The organism is Blastochloris viridis (assembly GCF_001402875.1).
Classification (GTDB): domain Bacteria; phylum Pseudomonadota; class Alphaproteobacteria; order Rhizobiales; family Xanthobacteraceae; genus Blastochloris; species Blastochloris viridis.
In genome coordinates, this window is record NZ_CP012946.1 from 3,533,208 (window position 1) to 3,549,800 (window position 16,593).

Consider the following 16,593-nt stretch of genomic DNA (forward strand, 5'->3'; position numbering starts at 1 on the left):
AGGAGAGCGCGTCTGGGAGCGACCGATGGCAGCAAAGTCTGCGGAAGAAACCGGGGGTAACGCGTTGCAGGAATCGTCGACGGTGCGGCAGTCGAGCTACGACTACGAAGATCTGATCGCCTGCGGGCGTGGGGATTTGTTTGGACCCGGCAATGCGCAGCTGCCGTTGCCGCCGATGCTGATGTTCGACCGTATCGTCGAGATCTCCGAGCATGGCGGCGAGTACGGCAAGGGCATGGTTCGCGCCGAGCTCGATGTGAAGCCGGACCTGTGGTTCTTTCCCTGCCACTTCAAGGGCGATCCGGTGATGCCGGGCTGCCTCGGCCTCGACGCGCTGTGGCAGATGGTCGGGTTCTTCCTCGGCTGGCTGGGCTCGCCGGGGCAGGGCCGCGCGCTCGGGCTGGGCGAGCTGAAGTTCGCCGGCCAAGTGCTGCCGACCGTGAAGAAGGTGGTGTACGGCGTCGATTTCAAGCGGGTCATGCGCACCAAGCTGGTGCTCGGCATCGCCGACGGCTGGCTGGCGGCGGACGGCACCGTGATCTATCGCGCCAAGGATTTGAAGGTCGGGTTGTTCCGGGCCGGCGAGTCCGCTCCGCAGGCTGTTTGATCCCACTGGCGGCGGCGACGCCCCCGGCGCCGCTCCATGAGCGCTTTAAGAGGCTCCAATGAGACGGGTCGTCGTCACCGGAATGGGGATCGTGTCCTCGATCGGCAACAATGTGCAGGAGGTTACCGCCTCGCTGCGCGAGGCGAAGTCCGGCGTGGTGTTCGCCGACGACTACGCCAAGCTCGGTTTCCGCTCGCAGGTCCACGGCGCCCCCACCCTGAACGCCGAGGATGTGGTCGACCGCCGCGCCATGCGCTTCCACGGCGGCGGCACCGCCTGGAACCACGTCGCGATGGACCAGGCGATCCGCGACGCCGGGCTCGAGGAGAACGAGGTCTCCAACGCGCGCACCGGCATCATCATGGGCTCCGGCGGCACCTCGACCAAGACCATCGTCGAGGCCGCCGACATCGCCCGCACCAAGGGGCCGAAGCGGATCGGCCCGTTCGCGGTGCCCAAGGCGATGTCGTCGACCGCCTCGGCCACGCTCGCCACCTGGTTCAAGATCAAGGGCATGAGCTACTCGATCTCGGCCGCCTGCGCGACCACCAACATCTGCATCGGCAACGCCTTCGAGCAGATCAAGTGGGGCAACCAGGACATCATGTTCGCCGGCGGCTGCGAGGATCTCGACTGGACGCTGTCGGTGCTGTTCGACGCCATGGGTGCGATGTCGTCGAAGTACAACGACCGGCCGCAGGTCGCCTCCCGCGCCTATGACGTCAACCGCGACGGCTTCGTCATCGCCGGCGGCGCCGGCGTGCTGGTGCTGGAGGAGCTGGAGCACGCCAAGGCGCGCGGCGCCCGCATCTACGGCGAGGTCGCCGGCTACTCCGCAACCTCCGATGGCGCCGACATGGTGGCGCCGTCCGGCGAGGGCGCCGAGCGGGCGATGCGGCTGGCGATGGACCAGATCAACTGCAAGGTCGACTACATCAACCCGCACGCCACCTCGACGCCGATCGGCGATCTCAAGGAGATGGAGGCGATCCGCGCGGTGTTCGGCGCCGACGGCTGTCCGCCGATCTCGGCGACCAAGTCGCTCACCGGCCACTCGCAGGGCGCCACCGGCGTCCACGAGGCGATCTATTCACTTTTGATGATGAACAACGGCTTCATCTGCGAGAGCGCCAATATCGAGGAGATCGATCCGGCCTTCGCCGACATGCCGATCGTGCGCAAGCGCATCGACAATGCCCAGCTCGGCTGCGTGCTCTCCAACGGCTTCGGCTTCGGCGGAACCAATTCCTGCGTCATTCTGAAGCGACTGGATGCCTGACCGCAGGCCGGCCAGACCGTATGTCCTATTGTGATCGCGCCAGCGGTCGTCGAAAGTTGAATTTCAATGCCCGCGGTTTCGGCGCGATCTGAAGCCCGGACGATCCGGTGATTGCCGGCAATGTGACGAAGGGTCTCGGGCTCCGGCGCGGCGGCTGATGCCGTCCGGAGCGGCTGAGTGTAACCGCTATGGGTTCGATAGCCGCCGAAAAATCGGTGGGTACGGCCGCCAAACCAACCATCCGTCACGCGGATGTCGCAGGCGCGCGACATCACGGGTCATTGGACCGCGCGGGATGGAAGGACAGCACATGGGAATCGTGGGCATGAACGGGCTCCTGCACGGCAAACGCGGTTTGGTGATGGGCGTGGCCAACAACCATTCCATCGCCTGGGGGATCGCCAAAACCCTCGCCGCGCACGGAGCTCAGCTCGCCTTCACCTATCAGGGCGAGGCGCTCGGCAAGCGGGTCAAGCCGCTGGCCGCCAGCGTCGGCTCGGACTTCGTGGTGCCGTGCGATGTCGAGGATGCCGCCAGCGTCGACCAGATGTTCGGCGAAATCTCGGCGGCCTGGGGCAGCCTCGATTTCCTGGTCCACGCCATCGCCTTCTCCGACAAGGGCGAGCTGAAGGGCCGCTACGCCGACACCACGCGCGACAACTTCGTGCGCACCATGGTGATCTCGTGCTTCTCGTTCACCGAGATCGTCCGGCGCGCTGCCCAGCTGATGCCGGCCGGCGGCTCGATCGTCACCCTGACCTATGGCGGCTCGACCCGCGTGATGCCCAATTACAACGTGATGGGCGTCGCCAAGGCGGCGCTGGAGGCCTCGGTGCGCTACCTCGCCGCCGATTTCGGCCCGCGCGGCATCCGCGTCAACGCCGTATCGGCCGGCCCGGTGCGCACGCTGGCCGGCTCGGGCATCTCCGACGCCCGGCTGATGTTCAACTACCAAAAGCGCCACGCCCCGCTGCGCCGCACCGTGTCGATCGATGAGGTCGGCGGCGCCGCGCTCTACCTGCTGTCGGACCTTTCGACCGGAACCACCGGCGAAATCCACTTCGTCGACTCCGGCTACAACATCATCTCGATGCCGCACCCCGAGGCGCTGAAGACGGTCGACGCCGCCGAGGAAGCCGCCGAGGCGCAGGAGGCGGCCGAGGCCCAGGGCGCCGCCGCGGAATGATGCGCGTCCGGCCGCCCGAGCCGGCAACCGTATGATCCCAGGCCCGGCCGCAACGGCCGGGTTTTGTCCGGTCGGCCCGGCGCCCCCGCCGTTTGGCGCGGCTCGGCGCAAGCCGTCGCCGGGCGCGGCATGACCTTTCGGAATGCCGGCCATAAACGCTCCGCCGTGGGGCCTTGAAAGCGTCACAGAGGCTCGCCAAGGTTCCAGCCCGGCACCTGGGGGTGCGTTCCATCACCGCCGTGGTTTTCCGTGAGCGCCCGATCCTTCACCAAACGTCTTGGCTTTGCGCTGGTCGGGTTCGCCGGCGTGCTGTTGGCCGGCGCGATCGGGCTGCGCATGGTGGTATCGAACCAGGATGTCCACGACGCGGTGCTCGCGGCGCTCAGCAAGGACGGCACGAACTCCTTTACGGTGGGCAACCTCAAGATCCTGGCCTGGCCCCGCCCGGTCGCGGTGCTTGAGGACGTGGCCTTCGGCGACACCGGCCCGGCCAGGGTGATGGCGCCGACCGTCACCGCCACGCTCAACGTGCTGCCGCTGCTGTTCGGCAAGGTCGAAATCGGCGACCTCAAGCTGGAGCGCGCGCAGGTGGTGCTGACCGTCACCGACGGCATGGCGGTATCCGCCGGCAGGGATGACGACACCCCGGACATCCGCCTCGTCGACGGCCGCGTCAGCATCGTCGGCCCCCACGGCCCGATCGAACAGCTCGACGAGGTGACCGCCGACGTCGTGCAGGACTCCTCGACGCTGAAGCTGTCCGGCACCTTCCGCCTCAGGGGCGAGGCGGTCGAGGCGGTACTGTCGCTCGGCGACACGGTCGCGCTCGCCCGCGGCGCCCGCGCCCCGCTGCGGCTGCGGCTGACGACGGCGGCGGCGGAGCTGGCGTTCAACGGCCATGCTTTGGCTGGCCGCAACCTTCAGCTCGACGGCGCGCTGGCGGTGGACGGCACCTCGCTGCGCAACGCGCTGACCTGGTACGATTTCGAGCCGGCGGTGCGCGGCGGCCTTGGCCGCTTCTCCCTGGCCGGGCACGTCACGGTGTCGGGCGGGCAGTTCGCCCTGCGCCGCGCCAGCCTGGAGCTCGACGGCAACCGGGCCGAGGGCGGGCTGACGGTGCGGGTCGAGAACGGCCGACCGACCGTCCAGGGCACGCTGGCCGCGCCGGTGCTGAACCTCGATCCCTACGTCGTCCAGCTGCCCGTGCTGCAGGCGGGGCGCTGGGCCAGCGAGCGGTTCGACATTTCCGCCCTGACCGCGCTCGACGCTGACCTCCGCCTCTCCGCCGGCAGCATCGCCATCGGATCGGTTACGTTTGGACGAACTGCCGGCGCGGTGGTCGTCCGCGGCGGCCGGCTGTCGCTGACGCTCGGCGAGGCCGAGGCGTTCGCCGGCGTGCTGCGCGGCACGCTGGCGCTGACGCAGGCGGCCGACGGCGCCGAGCTGCGCGTCGATGCCGTCGCCCACGACGTCGACCTCGACCGCTTCGGCCAGGACGTGTTCGGGACCCGCCGGTTCGAAGGCCGCGGCGTGATGGTGATGGGCCTGGAGGGCCACGGCGCCAGCGCCGCGGCGGTCGCCCGCAGCCTGACCGGCGAGGTCAAGGTCAATGCCACCGCCGGCGCGCTGACCGGGGTCAATGTCGAGCAGATTCTTCGCCGCATCGAGAAGCGGCCGCTGGTGGGCACCGGCGATTTGCGCGGCGGCCGCACCGCGTTCGACCGGCTGGCGGTGCAGTTGCAGGTGATCGATGGCCGCGCCACCTGCGAGGACGTCGTCATGGAAGGGCCCTTGGTGCGCATCTCCGTGGTCGGCGCCGCCTCGATCGGCGAGCGCATGCTCGATCTCAAGGGGGTGGCGGCGCTGGTGAAGACCACCGGCAACGGCTTCGAGCTGCCGTTTGTGATCCGCGGGCCGTGGGACAGCCCCTCGGTGGTGCCCGACGCCGAGAGCCTGATTCGCCGCTCCGGTGCCGCCGCGCCGCTCCTCGAGCGCGCGGTGCAGCAGGTCGAGCCGGTGGCGGCGCCCACCGCAACCGCCGCAACCGCCGCGGGCGCGGCCGGTGCGGCTGCGGGCACCCCGGCCGGCACCGATACGCCCTGAGGTCCCCCAGCGGCAGCTGGCAGCAAAAGCTGCGTCGCCGCGGCGTGTCCCTAAAACTTGGGCTTGCCCAATGCGCCGGCCGGCGCAATCGTTGCGTGGCCGACCCGGCCGCCCGGCGGTCCCGATTCCCTTTCCGGTTCGTGCATTGCCATGCTGTTCCGTCTCTTGCTCGCTGCGGCGTTTGCGGGTTTCGCCTCGGCTGCCGTCGCCGCGCCGCCCGAATACCGCGACGTCGATCGGCTGATCGACCGCGCCGTCGGCCTGCCGTCGCTGCCGACCGCGCCGCCCGCCGATCTGACGGCGCCTGAGCCGGCCGCCGCGCCGGCCGCGCCGCCGCTGGCGATCGAGGTCACCAGCGCCCGCCCGGCGCCGGACAAGGCGATGGTGCCCGGCGCGCCGCGCCCGCTGCGCATTGCCGTCGCCAATCGCGGCACCGCGCCGCAGGCCCGCGTCAAGGTGGTGGTTCGGGTCGAGGGCGCCCGCATCGAGCCCGGCCCGGGCTGGCGGCTCGACGGCACGGTGGCGCTGGCCGAGATTGCCACGCTGGCGCCGGGTGCGCGCACCACGCTGGCGCTGACGGTGCGGTCGGCCGAGGTTCCGGCCGGCGTCGCCGCCGCCGGCCGCGCGCTGGTCGACGCCAGGGCCGAGGGCCAGCCGCCGGCGGCCACGGAATTCGCCTGGACCATCCGCGACTGCCCGGGGGCCTACCGCGCCGCGCTGCTCGAGGTGCGGGCGGGAGCGCTGGCCGAGATGCGAGCGGCGCTGGCGGAGATGCGAAAGGGCGATCCCGCCCTGCCGCAGGGCCTGCGCTTCCTGCCGCCGCGCGAGGCCATCCGCGGCGCGGCGGGCGATCCGGCCCGGCTGGCGGCGGCCATCGCCGGCCGGCGCGGCGGCGATCCCGAGCTGTCGCGCAGTCCGCTGGACTATACCGCCGAGCGCATCATCCTGGAGCTTGACCACTACATGAACCAGCGCGCCGTCCCGACGCTGTGCACCGGGGCGAGCGTGGTGGTGAACGCCTATCGCAAGGCGTTCACCCCGGTGGAGAACCGGCTGGCGCTGATTCGCACCCAGGCCGCCAAGGCGCGCGTGGCCGAGGGCGACGCCGCCGGCGATCTCGCCGCCCGCGCCCGCCGTGCCGCCGTCGACGCCGGGCTGGTGGCGGCGGATGCGCCCGAGGCGGCCTCGCCGCTTGCGACGCTGGCCGCGGCGCGGGCGGCGCTGTCGCCCGACAGCCGACCGGATCCGGCGGCGGCCGCGGCGTTGTCGGCTATCGAGGTCGAGGCGTGGCTGACGGTGGCCGAGGCCGGCGCCAGCCGGGTGTCGCGGGCGTTCGCCGCCACGCTCGACGGCATCCTCGCCGCCCATGACGCCAGCTGCACCTGTGCGCCATAAGGGCTCACCCGCGCCTGGGCCGAGACGAAATCGCGCCGATTCCGCCTCGCTGTCGTCAAAACGACATCTCGCGGTCTTGCAGGTGACGTATTGGCGCTCCATATTCCGTTCGTCGGCGGCGCAAACACTTGCGACGTTGACCGTACGGCCACGCTAGAGCCGGGTGACGCCGGATGTACGCGCACTCGTCTTAGCCGTGGCCGTTCTCAGTTTTGGGGTTCTCCTCGTTTGGCCGGGTTCGTCCCGGCCATTCGCGTATCTGGAGCGTTCGCCCTGGAGCCTTTCCGCAAAAGTGGAAGGGCTCGAACACCCAACGCTGGCCGCTCGGCGCCGTCGCATCGGCGGTGGCTGCAAGCTCGCGCAACTGGCCGCAGTCGCGCATTTCGGCGGCGCGGGCTTGCCGGCGGCGGCCTCGGCGCCCAACTCTCCATCATGACCGTGATGGAGACCGCATTGTCCGACCCCTCGCCCGCCGCCAATCCCCTTGTTGCCGACTGGACCACGCCGTTCGGCCTGCCGCCGTTCGCCGAGATCCGCCCGGAGCATTTCCTGCCGGCGTTCGACGCCGCGCTCGCCGCGCACCGCGCCGAGATCGCGGCGCTGGTCGAGGATACGGCCCCGCCGCGGTTCGAGACCACGCTGCTCGGCCTGGAGAACAGCGGCCGCCAGCTCGATCGCGTCGCCAACGTGTTCTTCAACCTCGCTGCCGCCGACACCAGCGACGCGCTGCAGGCGATCGAGCGCGACATCGCGCCCAGGCTCGCCGCCCACCACGCCGCGATCTTCACCGACGCCCGGCTGTTTGCGCGCATCGACGCGCTGGAGGCGGACCGGGACCGCCTCGATGCCGAGGCGAAGCGCCTGTTGCAGCGCACCCGCCTTGCCTTCATCCGTGCCGGCGCCCGCCTCGCGCCTGAGGCCAAGGCGCGGATGAACGCCATCGTCGAGCGGTTGGCGACCTTGGGCACCTGGTTTGCCCAGAACGTGTTGGCCGACGAGGCGTCGTGGACGCTGGAGCTGAAGACGGAGGACGACCGCGCCGGCCTGCCGGAGTTCGTGATCGAGGCGGCGCTGCGCGCTGGCGAGGAGCGTGGCCGGCCCGGCGCGGCCTTGATCACGCTGCAGCGCTCCTCGATCGAGCCGTTCCTCACCTTCTCGGCCCGCCGCGACCTGCGCCGCCTCGCCTTCGAGGCGTGGACCCACCGTGGCCAATCGGGCGGTGCCACCGACAACCGCGCCCTGATCGCCGAGATGGTGGCGCTGCGGCTCGAGCGCGCCCGCCTGCTCGGCTACCCCACCTTCGCCGCCTTCAAGCTCGACGACACCATGGCCAGGACGCCGCAAGCGGTGCGCGCGCTGCTGGAGGAGGTGTGGGCACCGGCCAAGGCCCGCGCCCAGCGCGAGCGCGACGATCTGCAAAGGCTCGCCGAAGCCGAGGGCTTCAACGGCACCATAGCGGCGTGGGACTGGCGGCATTACGCCGAGAAGCTGCGCAAGGCCCGCTTCGACCTCGATGAGGCGGCGACCAAGCCCTATCTGGCGCTCGACCGCGTGATCGCCGCCGCGTTCGACACCGCCTCCCGCCTGTTCGGCCTTACCTTCGCCGAGCGCGCCGAGGCGCCGGTCTATCACCCCGACGTCAGGGCGTGGGAGGTCACCAAGGACGGCCGCCACGTCGGACTGTTCCTGGGCGATTATTACGGCCGGCCGTCCAAGCGCTCGGGCGCCTGGATGTCGAGCTTCCGCACCCAGCAAAAACTGGCCGGCGATGTTCGGCCGATCATCGTCAACGTGATGAACTTCGCCAAGGGCGAGCCGGCGCTGCTCTCGTTCGACGACGCCCGCACCCTGTTCCACGAGTTCGGCCACGCCTTGCACGGCCTGTTGTCGGACGTCATCTATGCCAGTCTCGCCGGCACCGACGTCGCCACCGACTTCGTCGAGCTGCCCTCGCAGCTGTTTGAGCACTGGCTGTCGCAGCCGGAGGTGCTGTCGGCGTTCGCCCGCCACGTTGCCACCGATGCGCCGATGCCGGCGGCGATGATCGAGCGCATCAAGGCCTCGCGCACCTTCAACCAGGGTTTCTCGACGGTGGAATACGTCGCCTCCGCCTTGGTCGACCTCGCCCTGCACGAGCTGACCGACACCGCCGGACTCGACCCCTTGGCATTCGAGGCGGCCGAGCTTGCCCGCATCGGCATGCCGGCCGAGATCACGATGCGGCACCGCACGCCGCACTTCACCCACGTCTTCACCGGCGATGGCTATTCGGCCGGCTATTACAGCTACCTGTGGAGCGAGGTGCTGGACGCCGACGCCTTCGCCGCGTTCGAAGAGAGCGGCAACGTGTTCGATCCGGCGACGGCGGCGCGGCTGGAGCGCTTCGTCTATGCCGCCGGCAACCGCCGTGACCCGGCCGAGGCCTACACCCGGTTTCGCGGCCGGCTGCCGACCACCGCGGCGCTGCTCAAGAAACGCGGCCTGGAGCGTCCCTCGGTCTGATACGGACTCCGGCCGAGCCGGCCGAAGCTTGGTCGTCCCCTCGCCGAAATGGGCCGGCGGGGCGTTTGCGCGCCTGAATTCGCCACCGCAGGCGTTCAATTTGAGACAAACCTGGGGCGATTCATGCGGGACGAGACTGCGCGGGGACCGGCGCGCGACGCCGGTTCGTCCGGCGAGGCCGTTTCATTCGACGTTTTCGACACCTTTGTGCTGCGGCGCTGCACCACGCCGGACGGCGTGTTCGAACGCGCCTGCCGCCTCGCCGGCGTCGATGTCAGCCGTCCCGGCGTGGTCGAGGCCTTCGTTCAGCACCGCCGCCTTGCGGAATCGAATGCCCGCAAAAAGGACCTCGCCGGCGGTCACGGCGGCGAGGTCACCATCGAGCAGATCTACCACCGCTTTCCGCGCCGGCTGTTCGGGCTCGGCGGGGTGAGCGTGGAGGACCTCGCCGAGGCGGAGTTCCGCGCCGAACTCGACCTGTGCTTCGCCGACACCGACATCGCCCGGCTCTATGACCAGGCTCGCGCCGCTGGCCGGCGCACCGGCTTTGTGTCCGACACCTATTGGTCGGGCGAGCGGCTCGGCCGCCTGCTGCGCCATGTCCGCCCCGGCCTGATGTGGGATTTCCTCTACACCTCCTGCGACCACGCCACCGCCAAGAGTGCCCGGCTGTTCGAGGTCATTGTGGCCAAGGAGAGACTGGCGCCCAGCCGCCTAACCCATATCGGCGACAATCCGGTGGCCGATATCGCCGCGCCGCGCCGGCTCGGCATCGACACCCGCTTTCATCCCCAGGCCTCGAACTATTTCGCCGGCGTGCTCCAGCGCGAAGAAACCACGGTGTCGCTGCTCGCCACCGCGGCCATGACCGGCTCGCGCCTCGACGGCGGGCTGCGCACGCTGCGGCGGGTGGTCGCCCGCGATCTCACCCACCCGACCGACGGCACCGCGCTGGGCGTCACCGTGGTCGGCCCGGTGATGGCCGCGTTCGACCGCTTCGTCGCCGATCGCGTCGCTAAGCTGGAACGCGAGCCCGGCCGCAAGGTCGCGGTGGCGTTCGTCGCCCGCGACGGCTACCTGCCCTGCCGGCTCTGGTCGGAGCTCCGTCAGCGCCCGGCCGGCTATATCGAGGTCAACCGGCGCTCGGCGATCCTGGCCGGCGTCGACGGCGACGGCGGCTTCGAGCCGCTGTTCGAGCCGGTCGATGACATCGACCACGCCACCACCGTCGAAATACTCGGCGTCGATTCGCCGGCGCTGAAGACGTTCTTTCGCAAGGCGCCGGGCGGCATCGTACCCGGCCAGGTCCTCGGCACGAATTTGCCCGCTCTGCTCGGGCGGCCGGCGGTCGAACAGCTTGCCGGCGCGATGCGTCGCGGCCTGACCCAGCATTTGCGCCGGGCGATTCCCGACTACGACACCTGCACCGACCTGGTGCTGGTCGATCTTGGCTACAGCGCCTCGGTGCAGAAGGGGATCCGTCGCGCCCTCACGCTCGCCGGGCCGGGGCCGCGGCTGCACGGCCTCTATCTCCTGACCCGCGACGAGGAGGTCGACGATCTCGGCGCCGACCATGCGGAGGCGCTGATTTCCGACCTGGTGGTTTCGCCCCACGTCAAGCGCATGCTGCTGTCCAACGTCGCGGTGCTGGAGCAGCTGTGCTGTGCCCAGGCCGGCAGCGTGCGGAGCTACCGCGACGGCGAGGCGGTGCGCGAGCCCGACCATCGCGACCCCGCCCAGGTCGAGCTGTCCAACGCGGTGCAGACCGGCGCGCTGCATTTCGTCCGCCAGCTGAAGCAACGGCTGGAAACCGGCTTCGACCCGTTCACCGATCAGGCGGCGCTGGCGGCGGCGGCGGTGGCGATGCTCGGCCGCCTGCTGCTGCTGCCGACCGATGACGAGCTGCTGCTGCTCGGCACCGCCGGCCATGACGTCAATCTTGGCTCGCGCACCGTGGTGCGGCTGGCCGACCCGGCCCACGCCGCCAGCGTCACGCTGGCCAAGTCGGTGTCGGAGGCGTGCCGGATGTCGGCGCCGCCGGTGTGGCCGGCCGGCAGCTTCACCGCGCTGTCGCCGAGCCAGGGCTTCATCTACACCCTGTTCGGCGTCGGCAGCCTGCCCACCGACGTGTTCGCCGACGTGCCCTGCGGCAAGGTCGAGGTGACGCTGATCGGCCGCCAGCGCACGGTGCCGACCGAGACGCCGTGCCTGCGCACCGGCCACGGCGACATCCGCATCCACATTCCCTTCACCGCCGAGCTCGGGCTGCAGCGGGTCGCGGTGACGGTCGGCCGGCTGGCGACCCAGGGGCTGTTGCGCGGTGTCACCATGCAGCAGGGCGCCTCCGTTCGTGACGCCATGGAGAGCTTCGACGTCATGCGGCTGTGCGATGAGCGCCTGTCCGGCGCCGAGCTGGAGCTGGTGTCGGGCTATTTCCAGGCCACCGCGAACGGCAAGCTCACGATTCTGCTGCCGCAGCTGAGCCAGCGCGTTGGCGTGATCACCGTGCTGGTGACGCCGCTCGGCGGCAACCGGGTGCTGGCGCTGGCCGAGGATGCCGCCAGCGCCCCGCTCGCGCCGCTGGCGCTCGGGCTGCCCGCCGCGGCGGCCGACCCGGCCCCGCCGCTGGCGCTTCGGCCCGGCTGATCGCGCGGCCGGGACGCCCGCTCGAGGGCGATTTCCGACGACGTCGCCGCGGCGATGGTCGCTCGTTCATCCGAAATCCGGCTGATCGGCCGGCGTTTCGCAGTCCGGTCGCCGAACAATCCGGTTCCGATCCAGGATTGTGCGGCGAGGTGGTGTCCGGGGTCACGACGGGATCGTCCGGAAACCCTATCACTGGCGAAAGGAAGGCCCGTGGCGGCGTCGAAACTGATTGTGACCGGCGACATCTTCCGGCCGTTCCGGCTCGGCCAGCGGTGGGAGAGCGCGACCTGGAAGAATGTGCGCTGGCTCGACGGCATCGCCGGCACTGCCGCCCGCCTCGCCGGCTGGGACGTCGCCACGGTGTCGTGGGATCCGGCGCTTCGCCGCAGCCACGGCAACGTCGACATGCCGGCGATCTATGACGCGCTCGGCCTGCCGCTGGACCGCGCCGGTTGGGTGGAGCTGCTGCGCCGGCCGATGCTGCCGGACGCCATCGAGCGCGAGCTTCTCGATCTGTTCGACGCCGACCTGGTGGTCGGCTACGAGATCCCCGACCATCTGCTGCGCATCCTGAGCCGCGCCGGCATTGCGGTGGTCGACGTCATCCTGCACCCGGTGCGCTTCCTCGACGACGTGGTGTTCGCATTGCGCACCAACCGGGCCGATATCCACGCGCTGCTGGCGCAGCACGCGGTGGCGCGCGAGGCGATCGCGCTGCAGGCCGGCCTGATCCGCAGCAAGGCGGCGTGGATGCGGCCACCGCTGCCGCTGCGGCCCGGTGCCGCGCTGGTGCTCGGCCAGGTCGGCGATGACCGCGCCGCCATCGACACCGCGACCGGCAGGAACCGCAGCCTCGCCGACCATGCGGGCCGGCTGCTCGAACTCTGCGCCGATTCCTCGATGGTGCTGTTCAAGCCGCATCCCTATGACCCGGCCCAGTCCGACACCGGCATCACCCTGCGCCGGCTGCAGGCGGTGCAGTGGACCAACGCCAATTTCTACCACCTCATTGCCCAGCCCGAGATCGACGTGGTGTGCGCGCTCAATTCGAGCGGTCTGGTGGAGGCGGAGTATTTCGGCAAGGCGGCGCTGTGGCTGGCGCCGCCGCTCTATCGCTTCGGCGATACCGCGCCGGCCGACGGCGGGTTTGGCGATGCGCTGCCGCAGGATGGCGCCTGGTGCAATCCGGCGTTCTGGAGCGCGGTTCGCGGCGCGGGCCCGGCGGCGGTGCTGGCAGCGGTGCGGCCGAACCGGCTGCGGCGGGCGCTCAACGCCGATTGGGGTTTTTCGTCGATCGACAAGGTCGTGGCATGAGCGAATCCAGGTGGCAGCCGGTCCTGCAATCGATTGAGGCCGGGGACTTCGCGGCGGCCGTTGCCGCCCTCGACCGCACGCTTGAGGCCGCACCACTCGACAGCGAGGGCCTGATGCTGCGCGCGGTCGCCAAGGCGGCGCAGGAGCGGGTCGCCGACGCCGAGGCCGACCTGTGGCGCGCGTTGGCGATCGCCCCGGCCGCGCCCGGCCCGCGCGCCGCGCTCGGCGATCTCTTCGTCCGCGACCTCACCGAGCCGCCGGCCCAGCGCGATTTTTCGCTGGGCAGCGGCGAGCGGCAGACCTCGCCCAATCTCGGCGAGATCCGCGAGGATCACCGCAGCCGCTACGAGTTCGCCGCGCTGTGGCTGCGCGATGCACTGGCGCCGGCACACCGCACCACCGGCATCGACCTGTTCTGCGGCAATGGCTACGGCTCGCGCATCCTCGCCGACCTCGCCGGCTGCCGCATGGTCGGCGTCGACGGCTCGGCCGACGCGGTGACGCTGGCCGAGACCGCCTATGGCGGCCACCGCGTGGTGTTCCGCCAGGCCTATTTTCCGTTCGCGTTGACCGAGCGGGCGCTCGATTTTGCGGTGTGCTTCGAATCGATCGAGCACGTTGAGGATTGCGACGGCTACCTCGCCACGGTGGATGCGGCGGTGCGCGGGCCGATCCTGCTGTCGTTCCCGATCGAGACCACGCTGCCGTTCGATATCAATGCCGACCTGTTCCGCTACCACACCCGCCATTTCACGATTTCCGAAATGGAGGAGAAGCTGGCACGGATCTGCAAGCGCCGGATCGCCGCGATCCGCGGCCAGGTGGTCTATGCGCTGAAGAACCGCCGGCTCAACGGCTACGTGCCGCCGCAGCAGATGGCGCTCACCGCGGTCAAGCCCGACAGTCAGTTTGCGGTGGTGGTGGCCTGCCGCGCCTGAACACCTCCGGCCTTGCCGGCCGGAGGTCGGTGATGTCGCCGCCGAACATCCGGTGTTGGCGAGGGATGTCCGGCGGCTGCCGGTGGCGGCATCGTGATCACGACACCCGCACGGTCGCCAGGAATTTGCCGACTTCGGCCTTGAGCACGCCGGACTGGATGGCGAGGTCGCCGGCCGCCGCCAGCACCTGGGTGGAGGCCGCCGAGGAATCGGCCGCCGCCCGCGTCACCCCGACGATGTTGCTCGACACCTCGGCGGTGCCGGCCGAGGCCTGCTGCACGTTTCGGGCGATTTCCGTCGTCGCCGCACCCTGTTCCTCCACCGCGGAGGCGATGGTGGTGGCGATCTCGTTCATCCGGCGAATGATCTCGGTGATCTGGCCGATGGCGTGGGCGGAATCGGCGGTCGAAGACTGGATTTCCTCGATCTGCGCCGAGATTTCCGCCGTCGCCTTGGCGGTCTGGTCGGCCAAGCTTTTCACCTCCGAGGCCACCACCGCGAAGCCGCGGCCGGCATCGCCCGCCCGTGCCGCCTCGATGGTGGCGTTGAGGGCGAGAAGGTTGGTTTGGCCGGCGATGGTCGAGATCAGCCCGACGATATCGCCGATCTTCTGCGCCGCCTGCGATAGCCGGCCGACTTTGCTCGCCGTTTCGTCGGCGTCCTTGGCCGCTTCGGCGGCGATGCGGGCGGATTCGTTGACCCGCCGGCCGATCTCCGACACCGACGCCGACAGCTCCTCGGCTGCGGATGCCACGGTCTGGACGTTGGAGGATGCTTCCTCCGAGGCTGAGGCGACCGCGGTGGATTGCCGGTTGGTCTGGTCGGCGGCGGCCGACATGGTCTGCGCCGCGCCCTGCAGCTGGCTCGCCGCGCTCGACACCGCCTCGATGATGCCGCCGACCGCGCCCTCGAACGACACCGCGAGCTGGTGCATCGCCGCCCTCTTTTCGGCCTCCGCCCGCGCCTCCGCCTCGCGCTGTTCGGCGGTCATCTGGTCCATCCGGATCAGATTGTCCTTGAACACCTGGGCGGCGCGGGCGGTGTCGCCGACCTCGTCGCCGCGAGTGGTGAAGGGGATGTCGACGGTCTTGTCTCCCTCCGCGAGCTGATCGAGCACGCCGGCGATGCGGCGAATCGGCCGGCCGACGCCGGCGAAGCCAAACACCGCTGCGCCGGCCATCACCAGCGCCGTCAGCGCGCCGATGGCGAGGCCGCTGCGCGCCGCGCCGGCGACCGCGCTGTGAACGTCGGCGTTGAGCTTGGCCTCCAGCTTGCTCGCGGCCTCGAGCGACTCGTCGACCAGCCGCGTGACCTCCACCCGCATCGGCGCGATGGTGGCGATGGTGGTGGCCTGCTTGGCGATGGCGGCTCGGCTGGTTTCAAACAGGGCGCGGTGCTGCTCGGCCAATTTGGCCAGCGTGGCGGCGGCGGCCGCGATCTGCGGCGCATCCTTGGCCTCCAGCGCGCGCAGGTCATGCACGGCGGCGTCGATGCCGCGGTCGACCTGGCTTTTCAGCTCGGCGTCCTCGGTGGCGAAGAACCGCCAGATCCCGGCACGGGCATCGGCGACGTGACCGTCGACGCGCGCCGCCGCCGCCGCGGCGTCCGGTCCGAGCCGGGCGGCGACGGCCTCAAGCCGGGCGAATTCGCTGCGCCAGCTGGCGACCAGCGCGATCAGTCTGGCGCGCGCTTCGATCATGTCGCGGCGGGCGACGACGCCCTCGCGCCAGCCGGCGAGATAGGACTCCACCAGCGGCTTGGCGCGGGCCAGCCGTTCGCGGTTGGCGGCGAGGGCGGCTTGCGCCGCGAGCTGCGCGATCTGCTCCGACAGCGGCGCGCCGATTCGGTCGGCCGCAGCGATGGCGTCGTTGATCGCGTTGGCGGAGGGAGTGGAAATGGCTTGGTAGAACAGGGCGCGAGTATCCCGCAGCGCCAGCTTGACGTCGACCAGCTTGGTGACGACGTGGCCGGCGCGATCGAGCGTGTCGGTCGTCTCGTCGATATCCTCCAGCGCAACGCGCGACAGGACGATGAGCGAAACCACCAGCGCCATGCCGAGGGCGGCGCTGACGGCAAGTTTTTGACCGATTTTAAGTTGCATTTCCGGTGCGCTCCTTTGCGGATGCGGACTTCGGCGAAGCCCGCTGGATCGGCCGGAGCACCCGCTCCGGTTACGCACAATCACTTTTGGTGGGCAGTAAAACTTTCCGGTAACGTGGTTAATAGCCGGTTAACGCGCTCTGGCCGCCCGAATCTGACAATAGATTCATTCGAATCTATATAGATTAACTCGTGACATAACTGTCATAGTGGCGCCAGCGAGACCGCAATTTGGCAAAATGTGACAATTACCCCTCAAGACAAATCGAATGCAACGTAGTCCTGCGCGAAATATTCGCGCGACTTCGAGTTCACGATTTCAATGTGTGGCGATTGTTTCGGTTGGCGCGACCGCGAGTTGAACAAGCGCGGGTTTGTCTGGAATCTACCGAGCGTGAGACGACGTCCGGCCGATCAGGTCGGCGTTTCGTCGTCCGGCCGCGGAAAAATCCCGGTTCGATCCAGGGCCTTTTTGGCGAGGTTGTTTCCGGGGCTACGACGGGATCGTCCGGAAACCGTATGA

The 16,593-nt window shown here is 69.9% G+C and carries 10 protein-coding genes; 9 read left to right on the forward strand and 1 reads right to left on the reverse strand.

Features of this window, described 5'->3' with window-relative positions; all coding sequences use genetic code 11:
- The first annotated feature begins 25 nt into the window (after positions 1–25).
- The 9 genes from fabA (at position 26) to BVIR_RS15365 (ending at position 13,970) form a co-directional block, all read left to right on the forward strand.
- Positions 26–607, forward strand: coding sequence for a 3-hydroxyacyl-[acyl-carrier-protein] dehydratase FabA (fabA, locus tag BVIR_RS15325; protein WP_055038417.1), 582 nt, complete (start codon positions 26–28; stop codon positions 605–607).
- Between the two features lie 58 nt (positions 608–665).
- Positions 666–1,886 (forward strand): beta-ketoacyl-ACP synthase I, encoded by a 1,221-nt coding sequence (gene fabB / locus BVIR_RS15330; protein ID WP_055038418.1) that lies wholly within the window; start codon positions 666–668, stop codon positions 1,884–1,886.
- A gap of 325 nt (positions 1,887–2,211) precedes the next feature.
- Entirely contained in the window at positions 2,212–3,072 is an 861-nt protein-coding gene (fabI, locus tag BVIR_RS15335; protein WP_055038419.1) for an enoyl-ACP reductase FabI, read from the forward strand.
- 249 nt (positions 3,073–3,321) lie between these two features.
- The gene (locus BVIR_RS15340) at positions 3,322–5,175 is read left to right on the forward strand and encodes an AsmA family protein (RefSeq protein WP_055038420.1); all 1,854 of its coding nucleotides are present in this window, start codon (positions 3,322–3,324) and stop codon (positions 5,173–5,175) included.
- 150 nt (positions 5,176–5,325) lie between these two features.
- Positions 5,326–6,570, forward strand: coding sequence for a hypothetical protein (locus tag BVIR_RS15345; protein ID WP_055038421.1), 1,245 nt, complete (start codon positions 5,326–5,328; stop codon positions 6,568–6,570).
- A 432-nt stretch (positions 6,571–7,002) separates the two neighbouring features.
- Positions 7,003–9,072: a M3 family metallopeptidase gene (locus tag BVIR_RS15350; RefSeq protein WP_082417236.1), complete on the forward strand. Its 2,070-nt coding sequence runs from the start codon at positions 7,003–7,005 to the stop codon at positions 9,070–9,072.
- Positions 9,073–9,195: 123 nt separating this feature from the next.
- The gene (locus BVIR_RS15355; protein WP_055038423.1) at positions 9,196–11,718 is read left to right on the forward strand and encodes an HAD family hydrolase; all 2,523 of its coding nucleotides are present in this window, start codon (positions 9,196–9,198) and stop codon (positions 11,716–11,718) included.
- A gap of 210 nt (positions 11,719–11,928) precedes the next feature.
- The gene (locus tag BVIR_RS15360) at positions 11,929–13,032 is read left to right on the forward strand and encodes a hypothetical protein (RefSeq protein WP_055038424.1); all 1,104 of its coding nucleotides are present in this window, start codon (positions 11,929–11,931) and stop codon (positions 13,030–13,032) included.
- The gene (locus BVIR_RS15365) at positions 13,029–13,970 is read left to right on the forward strand and encodes a class I SAM-dependent methyltransferase (RefSeq protein WP_055038425.1); all 942 of its coding nucleotides are present in this window, start codon (positions 13,029–13,031) and stop codon (positions 13,968–13,970) included. The genes BVIR_RS15360 and BVIR_RS15365 overlap by 4 nt, the downstream gene beginning before the upstream one ends.
- A gap of 97 nt (positions 13,971–14,067) precedes the next feature.
- Here the strand turns inward: BVIR_RS15365 and BVIR_RS15370 are convergent, their stop codons facing one another.
- Positions 14,068–16,071 (reverse strand): methyl-accepting chemotaxis protein, encoded by a 2,004-nt coding sequence (locus tag BVIR_RS15370; RefSeq protein ID WP_145911932.1) that lies wholly within the window; start codon positions 16,069–16,071, stop codon positions 14,068–14,070.
- Positions 16,072–16,593: the final 522 nt, after the last annotated feature.